Annotated in this window: 8 protein-coding genes; 1 reads left to right on the top strand and 7 read right to left on the bottom strand. The window is 62.1% G+C overall.

Annotated elements, in window-relative coordinates; genetic code table 11:
* The 5 genes from QWY79_RS02760 to QWY79_RS02740 form a co-directional block, all read right to left on the bottom strand.
* The coding region (locus tag QWY79_RS02760) for an Ig-like domain-containing protein (protein ID WP_290269683.1) at positions 1–1,314 on the bottom strand (1,314 nt) is incomplete at its 3' end.
* Entirely contained in the window at positions 1,221–7,583 is a 6,363-nt protein-coding gene (locus QWY79_RS02755) for an Ig-like domain-containing protein (protein WP_290269668.1), read from the bottom strand. The genes QWY79_RS02760 and QWY79_RS02755, both read right to left, overlap by 94 nt.
* 509 nt (positions 7,584–8,092) lie before the next feature.
* On the bottom strand, positions 8,093–10,258 hold the full coding sequence (locus tag QWY79_RS02750) for a biotin/lipoyl-binding protein (protein ID WP_290269666.1): 2,166 nt from the start codon (positions 10,256–10,258) through the stop codon (positions 8,093–8,095).
* A gap of 3 nt (positions 10,259–10,261) precedes the next feature.
* The gene (locus tag QWY79_RS02745; RefSeq protein ID WP_290269664.1) at positions 10,262–11,662 is read right to left on the bottom strand and encodes an efflux RND transporter periplasmic adaptor subunit; all 1,401 of its coding nucleotides are present in this window, start codon (positions 11,660–11,662) and stop codon (positions 10,262–10,264) included.
* A gap of 5 nt (positions 11,663–11,667) precedes the next feature.
* Positions 11,668–12,372 (bottom strand): efflux RND transporter periplasmic adaptor subunit, encoded by a 705-nt coding sequence (locus tag QWY79_RS02740; protein ID WP_290269662.1) that lies wholly within the window; start codon positions 12,370–12,372, stop codon positions 11,668–11,670.
* Between the two features lie 385 nt (positions 12,373–12,757).
* Between QWY79_RS02740 and QWY79_RS02735 the strand changes: the two genes are divergently transcribed.
* On the top strand, positions 12,758–14,212 hold the full coding sequence (locus QWY79_RS02735; RefSeq protein WP_290269660.1) for a M48 family metalloprotease: 1,455 nt from the start codon (positions 12,758–12,760) through the stop codon (positions 14,210–14,212).
* A gap of 312 nt (positions 14,213–14,524) precedes the next feature.
* Here the strand turns inward: QWY79_RS02735 and lon are convergent, their stop codons facing one another.
* Both lon and QWY79_RS02725 read right to left on the bottom strand, forming a co-directional pair.
* Positions 14,525–16,960: an endopeptidase La gene (gene lon / locus QWY79_RS02730; protein WP_290269658.1), complete on the bottom strand. Its 2,436-nt coding sequence runs from the start codon at positions 16,958–16,960 to the stop codon at positions 14,525–14,527.
* 78 nt (positions 16,961–17,038) lie between these two features.
* Positions 17,039–18,268 carry a DUF945 family protein gene (locus QWY79_RS02725; protein ID WP_290269656.1) on the bottom strand — a complete coding sequence of 410 codons (1,230 nt, stop codon included), beginning with the start codon at positions 18,266–18,268 and terminating at the stop codon, positions 17,039–17,041.
* Between the last annotated feature and the right edge of the window lie 36 nt (positions 18,269–18,304).

Raw genomic sequence — 18,304 nt, 5'->3', positions numbered from 1 at the left:
CGTGTCTTCATCGGTGGTCGCCGTGTCATCACTGATGTCGGGCACCGGCGTCACGCTTAGATCCACCGTCACCGTCTCGGTCTCACCGTTCACGTCCTCGACGTCATAGGTGAAGCTGTCACTGCCGTTGTAGTCGGCGTTCGGCGTGTAGGTGAAGGTGCCATCGCCGTTAAGACTGACCGACCCGTTGCTGGCATCGCTATTCAGGCTATAGGTGGCCGCGGCGCTGTGCGTGTCATTGGTCGACACATCCTCGCTGAGCGGCGTGTCTTCCGGGGTGGTGAAGCTGTCGGCCACACCGTCAGCCACCGCATTGACTGTCACATCGACGGTAGCGGTCTCGGTCACCCCACCCGAGGTCACCGTGTAGGTGTAGCTGTCCGTGCCATTGAAGTCAGCATTGGGCGTGTAGGTCACCGTGCCATCACCGTTGCTGGTGACGCTGCCATTCGTGCCCTGCGTCACCCCCGTGACCGTCGGTGTGCCCTCGAAGTCGTCATTGGTCAGGACCCCAGTGGTGACCGGCGTGTCTTCATCGGTGGTCGCCGTGTCATCACTGATGTCAGGAACCGGATCAACGGTAAGATCGACGGTCACCGTCTCGGTATCGCCGTTCACATCGGTGACGTCGTAGGTGAAGCTGTCACTGCCGTTGTAGTCGGCATCCGGCGTGTAGGTGAAGGTGCCGTCCGGGTTCATCGACACCGTGCCGTTGGCGGCATCGGTGTTGAGCGCGTAGCTCGCCGCGGCGCTGTGCGTGTCATTGGTCGAGACGTCGGCATCAAGCGGCGTGTCTTCCGGGGTGGTGAAGCTGTCGGCCACGCCGTCAGCCACCGCATTGACTGTCACATCGACGGTAGCGGTCTCGGTCACCCCACCCGAGGTCACCGAATAGGTATAGCTGTCGGTGCCATTGAAGTCGGCATTGGGCGTGTAGGTGACGGTGCCGTCGTTGTTGTTGACCACCGTACCGTTGGTGCCCTGCGTTACCCCGGTGACCGACGGCGTACCCTCGAAGCTGTCATTACCGAGAACGTCGGTCGTCACCGCGGTGTCTTCATCGGTGGTCGCGCTGTCATCGACGATATCCGCCTCAGGCGTCACCGTCAGGTCCACCGTCACCGTCTCGGTGTCGCCGTTCACGTCCTCGACGTCATAAGTGAAGCTGTCACTGCCGTTGTAGTCGGCATCCGGCGCGTAGGTGAAGGTGCCGTCCGGGTTCATCGACACCGTGCCGTTGGCGGCATCGGTGTTGAGCGCGTAGCTCGCCGCGGCGCTGTGCGTGTCATTGGTCGAGACGTCATCGCTGAGCAGTGTTCTTCCGGGGTGGTGAAGCTGTCGGCCACGCCGTCAGCCACCGCATTGACTGTCACACCGACGGTAGCAGTCTCGGTGACGCCACCCGAGGTCACCGTATAGGTATAGCTGTCGGTGCCATTGAAGTCGGCATTGGGCGTGTAGGTCACCTGGCCATTGCCGTCGATGCTCACCGAACCATTGGTGCCCTGAGTAACAGCGGTCACCTCGGCGTCCGGCGACTCGAAGCTGTCATTATCGAGAACGTCGGTCGTCACCGCGGTGTCTTCATCGGTGGTCGCCGTGTCATCACTGATGTCGGGCACCGGCGTCACGCTCAGATCCACCGTCACCGTCTCGGTGTCGCCGTTCACATCGGTGACGTCGTAGGTGAAGCTGTCACTGCCGTTGTAGTCGGCATCCGGCGTGTAGGTGAAGGTGCCGTCCGGGTTCATTGCCACCGTGCCGTTGGCGGCATCGGTGTTCAGGCTGTAGCTCGCCGCGGCGCTGTGGGTGTCGTTGGTCGACACATCCTCGCTGAGCGGCGTGTCTTCCGGGGTGGTGAAGCTGTCGGCCACACCGTCAGCCACCGCATTGACCGTGACATCGACCGTGGCGGTCTCGGACACGCCACCCGAGGTCACCGTATAGGTGTAGCTGTCGGTGCCATTGAAGTCGGCATTGGGCGTATAGGTCACCGTGCCGTCGTTATTGTTGGTGACCGTGCCGTTGGCCGGCTGGGTCACCGCCGTCACGCTCGGCGTACCCTCGAAGCTGTCATTACCGAGAACGTCGGTGGTCACCGAGGTGTCTTCATCGGTGGTCGCCGTATCATCCACCGCATCATCCACGGCATTGACCGTGACCGTGACGTCGGCGGTGTCGGTCTGGTTATTGCCATCCGAGAGCGTATAGCTGAGCGTCGGTACGGTGCCGTTGTAGTCCGCTGCCGGCGTGAACGACAGCGCACCGGCGGCGGTCAGAGTCAGCGAGCCGATGGTGTTGCCGCCCACCGTGATGGAGGTCTGCGACCCCAGCGTCAGCGCCTCCTGTGTGCCGTCATCATCGGTGTCGATGGAGGCGGAAACGATGTTCAGGGGGTCATTTTCCGGGTCGTTGTCGTTAGCGATGATGCTGGCATTCAGCGTCTGGTCTTCATCGACGGACAGGCTGTCATCCACGGCGTTCGGCGGCAGGTTGGCATCGCGGTAGTCCAGATCATTGATGAGCGGCACGGCATCCGCGCCATCGGCCGCCGTGTCGTCATCCGTGTCCGCCAGGGTAAAGTTGCCACTACCATCCAGGTTGTCATCGTTGACATCGAAGCCATCACTGGCATCCGTGCCTTCCACCGCGTCCTGGAGACCATCGCTATCCGTGTCGCCTGAAGCGTCGATGGTTGCCTGGTCAACCCCATGACCAGCCTCGTCGGTATCGGATAAGCCATCATCGTCGCTGTCGGTGTCCCGATAGTCCGCTGTGCCATCACCATCAGTATCGACAGGGCTCAGACCGGCGGAGGCCGTGAAGCCGGTATTCGCCGTATCGGCGTCGTAGTTGTCATCCAGGCCATCGCCGTCGACATCGGTGATGCCCCCTTGCGTGCCGGATGGCGCGATATAGCCTGCCGTGGTCTGCGCCTCGACATTATCCGTGATGCCATCATTGTCACTGTCGAGATCAAGATGATCCGGCGTGCCATCGCCATCCGTGTCCCGCGACTGCTGGCCGGTCGAGAACAAGGCAATGCCCACACCATCGCTAGCAGTGCCACCCTGAAACTGAAGCGTCAGGGAGTCGACCAGGTTGCCGGAATTACCCACTAGATAGAGGCCATTGTTATCACCGGAATCATTGGTCTCGGGGAAAGTCAGCTCGCCCGTGGTGGTGTCATATCCCATGAGATTGCCAATGACATCATTGCCCGAGCCGTTCTGCTGGTCAGTGTCATAGACCGAAAAGTCATCATTGCCGGCAGTACCTGTCACCGACAGGGAGCCTGTATAGCTGCCCTGGTCGGCATCCAGCAAGCTCAACACGATCTCGTCAGCGGGTACTGGTGTGGCAAAGTTGATCTGCAGGGAGCCTTCCTCGACCCCTGACCAGCGATTGCCATCGAAGGCGATATCAATGGCCCGTGGATCATTGGCCGAGGTGCCTGCGGGGAAGATGGAGAAAGCGGCACTAGCCAGGTTTTGAGTGGTCAAGCCATTGCCGGGTGTGGCAGTGACCTGAGAACTGGTGGCACCACTCCAGGGCACGGCGGACCCATCGGGGCGCACGTTCTCGCCAGTGAGCGCCCAACCTTCCTGCGTATCGAGGATGCCATCATTGTCATCATCGATATCCAGCTCATCCGCCACACCGTCGCCATCGGTGTCGGCGACATTATCCCGGTAATCGAAATCCGTGGCGGTGGGGTCGGCATTGCTGCCATCCGCCAGAGTGTCGCCATCGGCATCACCCAGCGCGAAGTTGCCGCTGGCGTCGATATTCTCATCGTTGACGTCGAACCCGTCGTTGCTGTCTGCCCCCTCGAAGTTGTCGTCGAGGCCATCAATATCCGAGTCGGCATTGGCCAGGCTGCTGCCCTGACCGTCGTTGCGCTCCTCGATATCGCTCTGGCCGTCATTGTCGCTGTCGGCATCCAGCACATCCGCGGTGCCGTCGCCGTCGGTATCCACCGGTGTCAGGCCAGCGGAAGCCGCTGGGCTGGCATTGCCGGTATCGGCATCATAGGCATCATCCAGGCCATCGCCATCGGCGTCAGTGATACCACTTCCGGTGCCGGATGGCGCTATATAACCCGCTGTGGTCTGGGCTTCGACATTATCGGTGATACCGTCATTATCGGAATCGATATCCAGGCGATCCGGGATGCCATCACCGTCGCTGTCACGGTCGTTGTACACCGTGGCCTGACCACTAATGGTAAAGCGATGCTGGAGGGCCGGGTTGCCGTCGAGTGAGTCAACCGCAGACAGCGCATTGGTAAACACACGGATGCCGGCCACCCCGCCGCCGAGGTCGATCACATTGATGGTCTGATTGACGGCTGGACTGACCGGCTCCAGGGTGCCGCTGTTCTGCTCGCCGGTGGCCAGTTCCGCGGTTTGAAACTCACCATCATTGAAATCCAGCACGAAGGTTTCGCCGGACGCATCCAGATCCCCATCGGCGACCACATCGCTGATATCGACCGTATCACCGACCTGGAACCCGAAGGACGAGAGGTCGATATCCGTGGTGGTGCTTCCCGCGCTATTGACGACCTCGATGAGGTCGGTGTCTGTAGTGACACTGGTGGAGGAAGTGTCCTGCTCGTTGATATCGAGGATGCCGTCATTGTCATCGTCGATATCGTTGGCATTGACGATGCCGTCGTTGTCCGGATCGTTATTGACGTCGCGATAACTGAAGTCATTGGTCAGAGGCGTGGCATCGGAGCCATCCGCGGCCACATCATCGTCGGTATCGGCCAGATTGAAGTTGGTGTCGGTGGCATCCAGATTCTCGTCATTGACGTCGAAGCCGTCATTGATGTCGGCGCCTTCGAAGTTGTCGTCCAGGCCATCGTTATCGGCATCCGTGCCGGCCAGGCTGCTGCCCTGGCCATCGCCACGCTCGAGGACATCGCCCAGGCCATCATCGTCCGAGTCGGCATCCTTGACATCCGGCGTGCCGTCATTGTCGGTATCCACCGGGCTCAGGCCGACGGAGGCGGCCGCACTGGTGTCACCGACATCCTGATCATAGTTGTCATCCAGGCCATCGCCGTCGGCATCGGTAATGCCGGCGGCGGTGCCGGAGGGCGCCACATAGGCGGCGGTCGTCTGTGCCTCGACATTGTCGGTGATACCGTCATCATCACTGTCGATGTCGACGTCATCATCCAGACCATCGCCATCCGCATCCGGCGGCCCGGATGTCACCTCCTGGGCAGTAAACACCGGCTCGATCAGGCGCAGAGAAAAGCCGCTGGAAATGTCCCAGGAGACCTCAACGCGATCGATGGACAGGCTGCCGAAGTCGAACTGTATCTGCCCGAAGAGATCCTGGTCGTCGGCACCACTGTCAGTCGTCGGCCCGGCCCAGGTGTTGTTGCCGAGAAACTCAATGGGATTACCGATCTGGGCAATGTAATTACTGGCATCCAGCAGGTTGCCATCGGTGTCATAGACATCGATGGTGGCTTCCTCGACATCCGACTCGAACTCGGACAAGGCAAAGCTCAAGTCAGTAACCGGATTGGTGTAGTCCAGCGTCAGGCCGCCCGTGGTGGGGCCGTTGAGCCCAATGCCATCATCCGACCCCTGAGTGCCAGGGTCGAAGGTATCCAGCCTGCCATCCAGCGCGGAGGCATCGGTAGTGGAGAACTGATATTCACCGGGGTTGCCGACATCGTAGGTGCCATCCGCGAAGCCGGCGTCAATCATGGGCTCGAAGGCGGTCGTCAGTCCCGAGGTCTCGTTGATGACATCGCCCTGTTCATTGATATCGAGAATGCCGTCATTGTCATCGTCGATGTCGATGCTGTCGAAGACGCCATCACCATCGGTATCGGTGTCCTTTTGCAGGCTCAGCGTGGCGGTATCACTCCCGCCGTTGGCATCGGAAACCTCGTAATCGAAGGTCTCGGTTTGCGGTGCCCCGGGGTCCATCTGGACATCGAGGCTCCCATCGCCCAGCAGGGTCACGGTGGTCCCGGTCGCCAGCGTCACCGGCGAGCCGGTGGACAACGGAATGGTCGTGCCCGGATCACTGGGGTCGATGATGCCGGTGACCGTCAGCGGATCGTCATCGGGGTCGGAATCATTGGCCAGCACGTCGACATTGGTCGAGGCACCCGGGATGGCGACCACGCTCTCCGAGTTGGCCGTGGGCGACGGGTCGAATGAAACCCCGTATTCGATACCATCCGCGCCAGTTCCCTCAAGGCTGCCGGGGGCCGCGGAGATCAGGAACTCGACAGAGGTCACGGTACCAGTGACCTGGACACTGCCGGCAGCCGAGCCATCATCGGCAACCATGCTCGACTCACTCGAGTAACCCGAGCCGGTGGCGTCTCCCACGGCGGCGTTAGAGATGGTGCCAGCGCTGGAGTCAACGGCAAAATGATCCGAGCCCGACAATCGCGACAATGTGACGCCTGACGTATCCAACGTCAGTTGAGCGCCGTTATGAACTTCGCCAGAAGTGTCATCGAAGCCACCAAGCCGGTCCAGATGAATGATCGGGTTGGTCACCTCTTCGGAAAAGGAGATGGTTACCCGGCCTGTGCCGGCATCATTACTCGCCTGCTCACCATTCTCAGAGTCCGTATCCCATGCGAAACTCGTCGACAGGGAGGGAGCTCCCTGCACATCGGGCGTAAAGGCCGGGATCGTATTGAACGAGTCGTTCGAGTTGCCAGTGAAAGAAGTATTGTCGTCTTCCGATGACAGGTCGATGGTGGTGGTGACACCGGCGGTGGTATTGAAGGCGGTGGTATCGCCATCCGTGGTCGGGATAGTCCAATTGCCAGTATTGTTCTGGGCGAGGACATCATCCCAGGCCTCCGCCACGAGTGGCTGTGTCTCGATGCCACCCTGTTCGACCTCCAGCTCCCAGTCACCACCCAGATCGGCATGCCCCGTGTCATCCGTGGACGCCGCCACATCGGCACCGGTCGCGTTGGACAAGGCCGTGAGCGTGCTCTCGTCCTGGCCGAAGTCGCAACCATAGACCAGAATATCGCCATTGTCCGAAAGGCTGGTGCCGATCGCCGTAAGCGCCTCGGCGTGTTCGCCGACGATACTCTGAGCATTCAGGGTCGTGTTGCCCAGTTGGATCCGGCCCTGCTCGCCATGGCTGAGGAGGTGGATGGCATCGAGGTCGCTGCGGCCCTCGAGGGCTGTCTGGATCTGCTCGACACCGCCCGAGCCGCCATCCAGCACCACCACTTCCGCCCCTTCGGGCATGGATACCAAAAGACTGTCACGCTTATCGACACGCGAATCGACAAAATAGATTTCCGAACGCTCGGATGAAGCTGACGGAGCGGCAACCGCCGATGCCAGCTGCTCGCCCTCACCCGCATCGGACGCCCCGGATTCGGCCTCTGTGCTGTCACCGGGTCGGGATTGATCATCCTGCTGATCCACCGCAGCGTCGGCCGCCTCGGCGCCCATGGCACCATCGAACATGATGCGCTCTTCCAGCGCCAGGAAATCGGCGTCGTACGCCTCATGCCGATCCTGCGGCTCGGAAGGAGTAACGCTTTGATCACGCTCGAATTCGTCACTCATCGGCTCACCTGGGTTCTCGGCGCTGCAGCGGGTCACTGGCGCCAGAGCATAGTTTGGTCATTGTATCCAAAAACCAAATCCCTAGTACTTAGAGTAGTAATCAACACAGACTATATCAAAACATCTTGCCCCATAGCGGCAAAAGAGTGCCTGCGACCCAACTCTTGTACCTTATTCATGACCATGAATCAGGGCACACCATCACCTGTCCCTGATATGCCATTAACTCAATCATATGAAACTAATGCATATGCCAGGTTCAACGCAGTTTGTTGCGTTTAAACCCCACTTCCATCTCCCAGAGAAGAGGCAGGATACTTTCCGGCATGAATAGAGACAGGTGAACTTTCGTGACACCCGGCCTCCTCAAGTCCTGAGAGCTAGCCGCTTCATATCTCGAAACAGACAAACCGAGCATCTGATGACAATAAAGCTGGTGTGGCTGCATCCCACGGCGCGACCTGAGCATTGTCGGAAGACCGGCTGCACGCCGACTTTTCAGCCAATACCTAGAACTCGGTCTCGCGTATCAGCACCTGCGCCACCCGGCGGAACAATCGGGTCGCGAGTGCCTCCGGCTGACTATGCACGACCACCACGCCTGGCTGGACCGTGTCCAGTTCGGGCACTTCGGGCATCGCCCCAGCAGATACACGGGCCTTGAGCGGATACCACACCCCTTTTGGTGTCGGACGATCCTCTTGTTGCGACGGCCCCGCCGACGCCCCAGAGCCCTGCTGCACCGGAATATCGCCCCCGTTGGGTGTTGTCAGGTACCCATCCGGCAGGCTCTGCACCGAATAGTCGGCAATCGACAGGGTGTCGAGAGACAAGCCGGGGATACTCAACGCATCGGCGACAAACTCACCTCCAGCGTGCTGATCCAGTCGCCTCAAGTCAGCTTCGCGAATGTAGCCCCGCACCACCGGGTTGCCGGGCTCGATCACGCGCGCCAGATACTCCTGGCGCCCAAACCAGACCCCCGTACGCAGCAGGGGCATCATGTCGCGCACCACGCCGTCGTGAGGCGCTCGCACCTGCATGTCCGCACGCTTGTCCTGCAGGGATTCCAGCGTTTCCCGCTGCTGGTCGAGCTGACGTTCCACCACGGTGCGTCGGGAGCGCGCCACTTCGTCACCGGCAATGGCCTGAAGCTGAGCCTCGCTCAGCGCGATACGCTGCCTGGCCTGCTCTATCTCGAGGGGGAGTTCCGGGTCTTCGAAGGCGAACAACAACTCACCTTCCTGGACTCGCTGGCCTTCCTCAACCCTGACTGCCGCCAGCCGTCCTTCGACCGCCGAATAAATGGCCTGCTGACGCGCCTCATCCAGGATGGCCGGCACTTGTATACGGGTGGAAAAGGGCATGCACAGCAATAGCAGCAGCACTGCTACAGCACCGAAGGTCATCCAGCTTCGTCGCGATCGTGCGATTCGGTGGCGCATTTTTCCCCACACTTTGAACTCGCGCCAAACAGGAAAGGCGATGAAGAACGCAATCTCCGCGCAGAACAGGATGATGCCAAGCGCCTTGAAGAAGAAACTATAGACAATCAGCGCAATGGCAAGGAACAGGAAGAACCGGTATATCCAGGTCGCATAGCTGTAGCTCACCATGAAGACGCGCATGCGCCTGGAAAGTCGTTCGGGCGATGGATCCCCGAGCCCGAAGAGTAACTCGCGCAGGGCCCACTTGCCCATGCCGAACGAGCGCGGCTGCAGATTGTGCACGCCCAGCGCGTCGGCCAGCAGGTAATAACCATCGAAGCGCATCAGCGGGTTCAGGTTGACCAGCAGCGAAAAGAACCAGCTCACCGTAGCGATGGCAAAGGCCGCACTGCGCGCCGGACCATCCGGCAGAAAACACCAGACCAGAGTGGCATAGACGGCGATCGTCAACTCGACCATGACGCCACCGAAATCGACCATCAGCCGGTCGCGCCGCTTGCGCAAACGCCAGGCATCGGTCAGATCGGTATACAACAAGGGGAACATGACCAGAAACGCCACTCCCATGACAGGCACGCGCAGCCCTCGCCCCACCGCCTGATAGCCATGACCCAGTTCGTGCAGAATCTTCACGAAGACGAGGGCACCGGCATAGGTGACCGCGCCAGCAGGAGTGAAAGACGCCTGAAAATACTCGATCAGGTCACTGAACTGCCGGCTGCCCAGGTAGAGCGCCATAAGCAGTACGAGGCAGGTCAGTATCACGAAGCCGCGCGTGAACAAGGGGCGCACCACCGGCCAGCTGGCATGCAGGAAACCATTGGGGCGCACCAGCGGCACGCGAAAGAAGATATAGCGGTGCAATGCCCATTGCAGCAGGGTGCTTCGCTGACTCTCGGCTCGCTTGGCAAAGCGCCTGGCGATGCCAGGGCCACTCTCCGCCAGCAGGTCGTTCAACCTCAGAAACTGCACCACGGCCTGAATTTCCTGCTCGCCAACCTGGAGTGCCCGCTGGCGTCGCAGGTCTTCACTCAGGCGCTGGACCGAGCCTGCCGACCAGTGCGAAATCATTTCGACGCTGCGCTGACCGACCTGAAAGAAACGATGCCGCACCGGATCATGGATCACCCAGCTGGGTGCGCCATTCAGCAGCGGGGCCCCCGGGGAGATCCGCAGATCCTCGCGCAGCGGCGGGAGTGGCGTATCCTCCTGGCTGTCGGCGCTCATGGTCTAGATCCCCAGGGTCTGCCGCAACCAGCTCAGCGGCCGTCTGAAGACGATGTAATAAAGGCTGTGCTCCTCGCCATAGAGCTGTGCCGTGCCATAGGCACCCACGCGGACATCCTCCAGCCCTTGCTCGCCCTCGGCCACGCCGGCCTTGAGCGTATACGCGAAACTGCCGTCAGGCTGGGTGACGGCGCGATAGCTGGTGCGCGTCAGACGAGCATCGATGGGATTCAGCGGATCACCATCGAGAAAGATACGTGCCGTGTCCCCCTCCTCCAGATCGATGTTATCCATCACGGGCAAGCGAATGGTGAACTCGAGTGTGTCGGGGGAAACCAGCTCCATGACTTTTTCCCCCACACTCACGGGGCGACCGGTCAGCGCCGTGGGATCATCGAAAACCGCCACGCCATCCTCCCTGGCTCGAATCGTGACACGATCCAGTCGCTCCTGGGCCAGAGCCCGCTCGGACAGGGCCAGCGCCAGCTCGGCCTGGGCCACCTTCAATTCACGAGCGGCCTCGCGATCGCTAAAGGCCGCGTTCTGTAACTGCGTCAGGCGCGACTGGGCCACAGCCACCTCGCGACCAGCGATCGACAGCTCATTACGCAGCTCGGTGTCCTCCAGGCGAACCAGCACATCCCCCTTCTCCACCGGCTGATTGGGCTCCACCTCGACCGCGTCGATAACGCCTTGAATGGGCACCGGCACCGCCAACCGTTCCTGGCTGGTCACCTCCACCGGCGCCAGTACCGTCAAGGGGGCCGGCAAGAAGCCCAGGAGCAGCACCACCAGCAGCAACGCAGGCCAGAGGATGCGTCCAGGCAGCCAGCGCCGACGCTCGAGTTTACGGCCCTTCAGGGCCTGCCAGGCATGTCCCCCCGCCTCGGAAACTCGTTGTGCCAGCGGCAGCACATGCTCCGACCAGGGCTTCTCGTGCAGCACCAGGACACCGCCGAAGAGCCTCCCCTTGCGCGTTTTCAGGGGGATCCAGAGTGCCTGGACAAAGAGGTGATCCTGCAAGGCCTCGAGTTCAGGCGCGTCCGTCAAGGTCAGGCGTCCCGTCTCACTGGCGACTGACGGTTCCAGACCCTCCACGAACTGTGTCATCTGACGATTGATCGCCGCATGGCGGTCGAAATTGGTCACCGATGACACGGCTTCAAGGCACCACCGGCGGCGCTTGCGGAACACGAAGGCCTGTCTGAACCCGAGCACCTGGCGGCTCTCATTGGCCAGATAGAAGGCCAGCTCACGCTCGGACTCGAGGCGCCTTAGATCCGCTTCGAATTGCAGAATGCGCAGCAGGCCAGCGGCACTGCCGGATGACGAGTCCTCTGCCGACTGAACACTCGCATGCGGATTGGTAAATGTCTGCTTGCCGGGATCCTGTGGCGATGCCATGACGCTCACTCGAACCTGGCGATGCCGGACATGCCGGGCAGAATGTCGGGCACTTCGCTCTGAAATGCCGCCGTCAGCTCGACCGTCTTGCTGACCGGGTCAACGGTTGCCCCGAACCCGGTGACCTCGATGGCAAAGGAACCCTCGGCTTCATCGAAGCTGACCTGCCCCGCGGTACCGGACTCCATCCAGCGCAACCACTCCGCTGGTGCCTGGATCTCGACAGTCGGTCTTTCAGTCGACACGATGTGCAGCAGTGGTTGAGACGGTTCGACATATTCAAACGCATTGACCGACAACTCGGCGACACGCCCGGCGAAGGGGGCAGCAATATCACAACCGGACACTCGGGCCTGGGTCAGTTGTCGCCGGGCCCTGGCTTCGGCCGCCCTGGCCTCGGCAACCTCGACCTCGACCCGGCCGATGGCCCCGCGCTCGAGTAGGGCCTGACGCGAGCGATACTCGGCGCTGGCCGCCTGATAATCGGCTGCGGCGGCTTCTGCCTCGGCCCGCTGCTCCGCACAGTCCAGCTGCACCAGCAGCTCGCCTTTGGCGAAGGATGCACCTTCCTCGAATGGCAGTGCCTTGACGGTGCCGGCCAGGATGCTGGAGAACTCGGCTTCGGCCTCGGCCCGAACCACCGCCGGTGCCTCGCCGCCCCCTTGCTGAGCCCCGGCATTGGATGTGGCCACCACACTGACAAACGCCACGAAAACGCAAGCGGCGGCAGGAAGACGGCCGATAAGACCTCGAGAGTTGCGCATATGCCCAAGTGCTCCGATGCCAGGGGATGACGTACTGTCACCCAGCACAAGAAGTGATCGCCGCCCGCAAGAGACGCGGCACCTCAGCTAGCCTACTGCATTTTTCTCCCTGTCGAGAAGCATTTAGACCACGGGCAGGACCCGAAGAACGCAACAGGCAACTCTGTACTCTGCAGTTGGCATTACTCTAGGCTGGCGTCTATAGCCACGTTACCCGGACGAAAACCGGTTCGGCACTTTATGACCCCTGCGGCTGTCACAGGAAGGCTGGCACGCAAAGATGGCCGGACGAAACCGCTGACGCTGGATTCAAGTACCTGACGAGACCAAGATGCTACGACGACTCGCAACCTGCCTTGGCATGGCGATGGTGTGCCTGACCCTGGCCACCCCGAGTACAGCCCTGGATCTGGAACCACCCGAGTTACCGACGCTGGTCAACAGCAATACTCAGGCGGTAAGTGGCGAGGAAGTCCGCCTCGGCCGGACCTGGCTGCGCCAGTTCCGCGCCCGGGCCTCGACCTGGGAAGATCCGATTACCCAGGCTTACGTCGATTCTCTGGTGGCTCGGCTGTTGCCCCATGCCAGCCTGGGCGGCATCGACCCGATTATCACCCTGGTCAGCAGTGAACGGCTCAATGCCTTTGCCGTACCGGGCGGGGTCATCGGCATCAACGCCGGCCTGTTCGCCTTTGCCGAGCAGGAGGCGCCGCTGGTCTCGGTCGTCGCCCATGAGCTCGGTCACCTGGCCCAACGTCATCACGCTCGTGGCAAGGCTCGCGCCGAACAGACCCAGATCCCGACCATGGCCGCCATGCTGGCCGGCATGCTGATCGCGGCCGGCGGCGGAGGCGACGCCGGCATTGCCGCCGCCATGGGCTCACAGGCCGCCTTCATCCAGGACCAGCTGGCCTACTCCCGACGTTACGAACACGAGGCCGATCGCAGCGGGCTGCAGATCATGGCCGGGGCCGGTTATGAGCCACAGGCCATGGTCGACATGTTTCGTACCATGCAGCGCATGATCTCCCTGCAGGGCGGAAGCCCGCCGGAATTCCTGCTGACGCACCCGGTCACCCAGTCCCGCATCAGTGACGCCCAGAGCCGGGTCGATCAGCTGCAGACCGAGGCCTCGCGAACCGACAGCCTGGAGTATCAGCTGGTGCGCGCCCGGAGTCTGCTGGCCATTCATCACCGTGACCCGCGCCAGGCCGTCACGCGTCAGGAAAAGGACGGCGCCCCGCAGGACGCCAGACGCTACCTGCGAGCGCTGATCGATGCCGAGGAAGGCCGCCCCTCAAGGGCGCTGGATAGCCTGGATGCCCTGGCCGATCAGCATCCGGACCTCTCCCTGCTGCCGGCCACCGCCGCCGAAATAGCGCTGGATGCCGGCCTCGTCGAGCAGGCCATTTCCCGCAGCCGACACCAGCTACGGCTGATGCCGGGCTACTTCCCGGCCCGCCTGGTGCTCGGTGAAGCGCTGTTGCAGCGTGACGCCAACGCGGCCTACCACGTCCTGCACGACCTGGCGAACGACCACCCCGAGGATCCCCGGGTGTACGCCCTGCTGGCCGAAGCGGCTGGCCACAGCGAGCGCAAGGCCTGGGGGCATATTGCCCGTGCCGAGCAATTGCAACTGACGGGGCGTATCGACCAGGGCATCGAGCAGCTGGATGTCGCCATGGAGGTCGCCGAGCAGGACGGCGCCCCCAATGCCCTGGCCCATGCCGAACAACGCAGGCAGGCCTTTATCGACTACCGGGAAAGCATGGAAGATTTTCGATAGCGAGGCGAGCGGCGAGCGGCGAGCGGCGAGCGGCGAGCGGCGAGCGGCGAGCGGCGAGCGGCGAGCGGCGAGCAAAACGATGGCACCGCCCAGACAGACGGCAACCCATCCACTGGCGGCGCGTCTCCAACTCGTAGCTCGTGGCCAGCGGCCAAGGAAGCGCTGATTTATGTGACGAGCGAAGATAGGTTGGCTGCCGCCGGAACGGAAATACCGCAGTTTACACGCCAGTAAATGAGGATATTGGCCGGGCTCGCGCACGAGTACCGCCGGCAGCCAAGATATCGAGCGCAGTAATAAATCAGTGGTTTCCTAAGCGAACACCACCCTGGCCACATCCCGATAATGACCGGCGAAATGCACCGTCATGCCCTCGCGCAGGTAGTCCGGCAGCTCTTCGTAGTCACGCCGGTTGGCGTCCGGCAGGATCACCTCGAAGATCTCGCTGCGACGCGCCGCGATGATCTTTTCGCGAATGCCGCCCACCGGCAGGACCTGCCCGGTCAGTGTCAACTCTCCGGTCATGGCCAGCGGCCGGTCGACGGGCTCGTGACGCGCCAGCGACAGCAGGGCCGTGGTGATGGTCACCCCGGCCGAGGGGCCATCCTTGGGCGTGGCGCCTTCCGGCACGTGCAGGTGCACGAAGGCCGAATCGAAGAAGTCGGCATCGGCCCCATACTCGGTCAGGTGCCCCAGCACATAGCTGTAGGCAATGTTCGCCGACTCCTTCATGACCTCGCCCAGCTGACCGGTCAGCTTGAAGCCGCGATCCAGCGCATGCACCTTGCCGGCCTCGACGGACAGGGTGGCACCGCCCATCGAGGTCCAGGCCAGGCCGGTCACCACGCCCTCGCCCTTCATGACCTTTTCCTTGCGGAAGGTCGGCGCGCCGAGGAATTCCTCCAGGTTCTTCACCGAGACCTTGATCGTCTGCTGGCCGTTTTCCAGCAGCTTGACCGCCGCCTTGCGCACGATGCGATGCAGCTGCTTCTCGAGCTGCCGCACCCCGGCTTCGCGGGCATAGCCCTCGATGATCTGACGCAGCGCGGCATCGGTGAGATTGATGCGCTTCTTGGGAATCTGGTCGCGCTTGAGCAGCTTGGGCCAGAGGTGATGCTTGGCGATCGCCATCTTTTCCTCGGCAATGTAGCCGGAAAGACGAATCTGCTCCATGCGGTCCAGCAGGGCCGGTGGCAGGGAGTCCAGGGTGTTGGCGGTGCACACGAACAACACCTTCGACAGATCGAGGCGCACATCCAGATAGTGATCCAGAAAGTCGATGTTCTGCTCCGGATCGAGCACTTCCAGCAGGGCCGAGGCCGGGTCACCCTGGAAGGACTGCCCCATCTTGTCGACCTCATCGAGCATGATCACCGGGTTCTCGACCTCGACCTCCTTGAGGGCCTGCACGAGCTTGCCGGGCATGGCGCCCACATAGGTGCGACGGTGGCCCTTGATTTCGGCCTCGTCACGCATGCCGCCCACCGAGAAGCGATAGAACTCACGCCCCAGCGCTTCGGCGATGGAGCGGCCGACCGAGGTCTTGCCGACCCCCGGGGGCCCCACCAGCAGCAGGATGGATCCGCCGACATCACCCTTGAAGGTGCCCTCGGCGAGAAACTCGACGATGCGTTCCTTGACGTCCTTGAGGCCATCATGGTCGCGATCCAGCACCGTACGCGCATGCGCCAGATCGAGCTGGTCGTCGCTGGTGACACCCCAGGGCAGCGAGGTCAGCCAGTCGAGGTAGTGTCGCGTGGTGCCATATTCCGGCGAACCGGTCTCCAGTACCGAGAGCTTGTCGAGCTCGTCGTTGATGCGCTCCATGGCCCGCTCGGGCACCACCTTGTCGGCCAGCCGGGCGCGGAAGGTGTCGACATCGTTTTCCCGGTCATCCTTGGAAATGCCCAGTTCGCGCTGAATGACCTTGAGCTGCTCGCGCAGGAAGAACTCGCGCTGGCGTTCCTGCATCTGCGCATTGACCTGCTCGCTGATCTCGCTCTGCAGCTGGGCCACCTCGATTTCCTTGCGCAGCAGAGGCAGTACCTTCTGCATGCGCTCGATGACCGGCAGGGTCCCCAGTACATCCTGCAGTTCGGGACCCTTGGCCGAGGTGATGGCCGCGGCAAAGTCGGTCAGGGGACCGGGCTCATGCGGGCTGAAGCGATTGAGGTAGTGCTTGAGCTCTTCGCCATACAGGGGATTGATCGGCAGCAGTTCCTTGATGCCGTTGATCAGGGCCATGGCGTAGGCGCGGGTCTCGTCTTCCTCGGGCTCGACCGGCTCGCGTGGATAGCTGACCTCGACCAGATAGGGCGGTTCCTTGGACAGCCAGCGCTGAATGCGGAAGCGGCGCATGCCCTGGGCGATGAACTGCAGCTGGGAGTCTTCACCCTGGAGCTTGTGGACCTTGACGGTGGTGCCGACTTCCGGGAAATCCTCATGGCCCAGTTCCTCGACGCCGGTTTCGCCGACGAAGGCCAGCCCCACCATCTGGTGAGGCGTGTTACCGACCCGCTGGATGGTCTCCTCCCAGCGCTCACGATTGATCACCAGGGGCTGAACCTGGGCCGGAAAGAAGGGACGATTGTGCACCGGCAGCAGATAGATGCGCTCGGGAAGGCTGTCACTGGCCGGCACGACGGCCTGCCCCATGCCACTGCCGGGCTGCAGGGACTCTTCACTTTCCTCGACCTGGACCCATTCCAGGCCGTCCTGTTCGATACCTTGATCGTTGTCGTCGCTCATGCGTACCTCATCCTGAAAGGACGGGATAATACGTCCCGTGATGATCAGGGAATGCGGGCGAAGAGCGGAAACTTCAAGTCATGGCAGGGGCGGTGAGAATGCCGAAAGCGGACGACCGTTGAGTCGCACCCGGCCGCTGACGACGTCGAGCTGCAGGTCGTCGGTATCCAGCGGCAGGCCCAGCCACAGCGAGACCACCGCAGGCAGATCGTGCCACAGGAAGTCCCCGTCCAGGCGCTCGCGCCAGACGCCCTGCTCCGCTTCGGTGTAAAGGAGTTCCGGCTCCAGGGCCGACAGATCGCGACCATCGAAGATCAGGGCACCTTCACCGTTCAGCGTCAAGCCCAGCATCGGGCTGTCGAGATCCACCTCGGAGAGGTCGAAGCGCGGCGAATCGCTCATCAGCCAGCGCATGTCGTCGGCCAGGTAAGCCAGCAGGTCGCGTCCTTGCAGGCCGGCACCACCGCGCGCGGTGGCGCTTTTCAGGTGTGTCAGCAGGGCACGCAGGGCATCGGCGTCGAGGCGCGACAGCTCACCCACCAATGAACCTTCCAGCAGGACCTGATCCGCCGACATCACCTGCCCCAGACCCAGCTCGGCGCGCACCCGCAGCTCTTCTTCGTCGAGCTCGGTCTTGCTGTGCAGCACCAGCTGTTCGGCGTTCAGCGCCAGATCGGGAGAGCGCCAGCTGAGACCGTTGACCTTGAGCAGATCCCGCTGGGTGAAATGATAGGCGCCATCGACATAGGCATAACGGCTCTCGAGCGTGATGGGGCCCGCCTCGAGCATGGTCTCGCCATCCTCGAGACGAGCCGACTCGACATGGGCCCGACCTCTCCAGTTACCGAACTCGCCTTGCACGGCAAAGCGCGTACCGCGCAACGTGAAAGTGCGCGCTTCCTGACGCACCACCAGTGGGGCCAGCTCCATGGAGCCATCGAAGGTGCCGGAAAGCGGGTGATAGCGTGCCTCCCAGGCGGGGCGTATGGCAGCCTCTTCGGCAACGCCATCCAGGTGAGGGTCGAGAGCCCCCTCCATGCGCGTGCTGAGCAGCCCATGGCGGGCATGGTAATGAATCTCGAGGCTCCAGAAATCACCGAACAGCGGCGCCAGTTCAATGACCCCGGACGAGGTCAGCCAGCCCTGGTCGGCCTCACTGCGCCAGATGGACAGCTCACCACGCGCCTGGAGATCGCGAATGGCGCGAGACAGCTCGCGCTCGAACATCAGGCTGGCAATCGTCTGGGCCACCGCCCAGGTCAATGCCACGCCCAAGATGACCGGCACGATCAATCTTTCCTTGCGCATTGACTGCTCCATGTCTGCTGACGCGACCGCCCGGTG

This window comes from Halomonas sabkhae, assembly GCF_030409265.1.
Classification (GTDB): domain Bacteria; phylum Pseudomonadota; class Gammaproteobacteria; order Pseudomonadales; family Halomonadaceae; genus Halomonas; species Halomonas halmophila.
Note: the sequence above shows the minus strand (reverse complement) of the source record. Positions and strands in the feature narration are given on the sequence as shown.

Excerpts from the sequence above, each read along its gene's own strand:
- QWY79_RS02755 (WP_290269668.1), bottom strand. The coding sequence starts at position 7,583 with ATGAGTGACGAATTCGAGCGTGATCAAAGCGTTACTCCTTCCGAGCCG.
- QWY79_RS02750 (WP_290269666.1), bottom strand. The coding sequence starts at position 10,258 with ATGAGCGCCGACAGCCAGGAGGATACGCCACTCCCGCCGCTGCGCGAG.
- QWY79_RS02745 (WP_290269664.1), bottom strand. The coding sequence starts at position 11,662 with ATGGCATCGCCACAGGATCCCGGCAAGCAGACATTTACCAATCCGCAT.
- QWY79_RS02735 (WP_290269660.1), top strand. The coding sequence starts at position 12,758 with ATGCTACGACGACTCGCAACCTGCCTTGGCATGGCGATGGTGTGCCTG.
- lon (WP_290269658.1), bottom strand. The coding sequence starts at position 16,960 with ATGAGCGACGACAACGATCAAGGTATCGAACAGGACGGCCTGGAATGG.
- QWY79_RS02725 (WP_290269656.1), bottom strand. The coding sequence starts at position 18,268 with ATGCGCAAGGAAAGATTGATCGTGCCGGTCATCTTGGGCGTGGCATTG.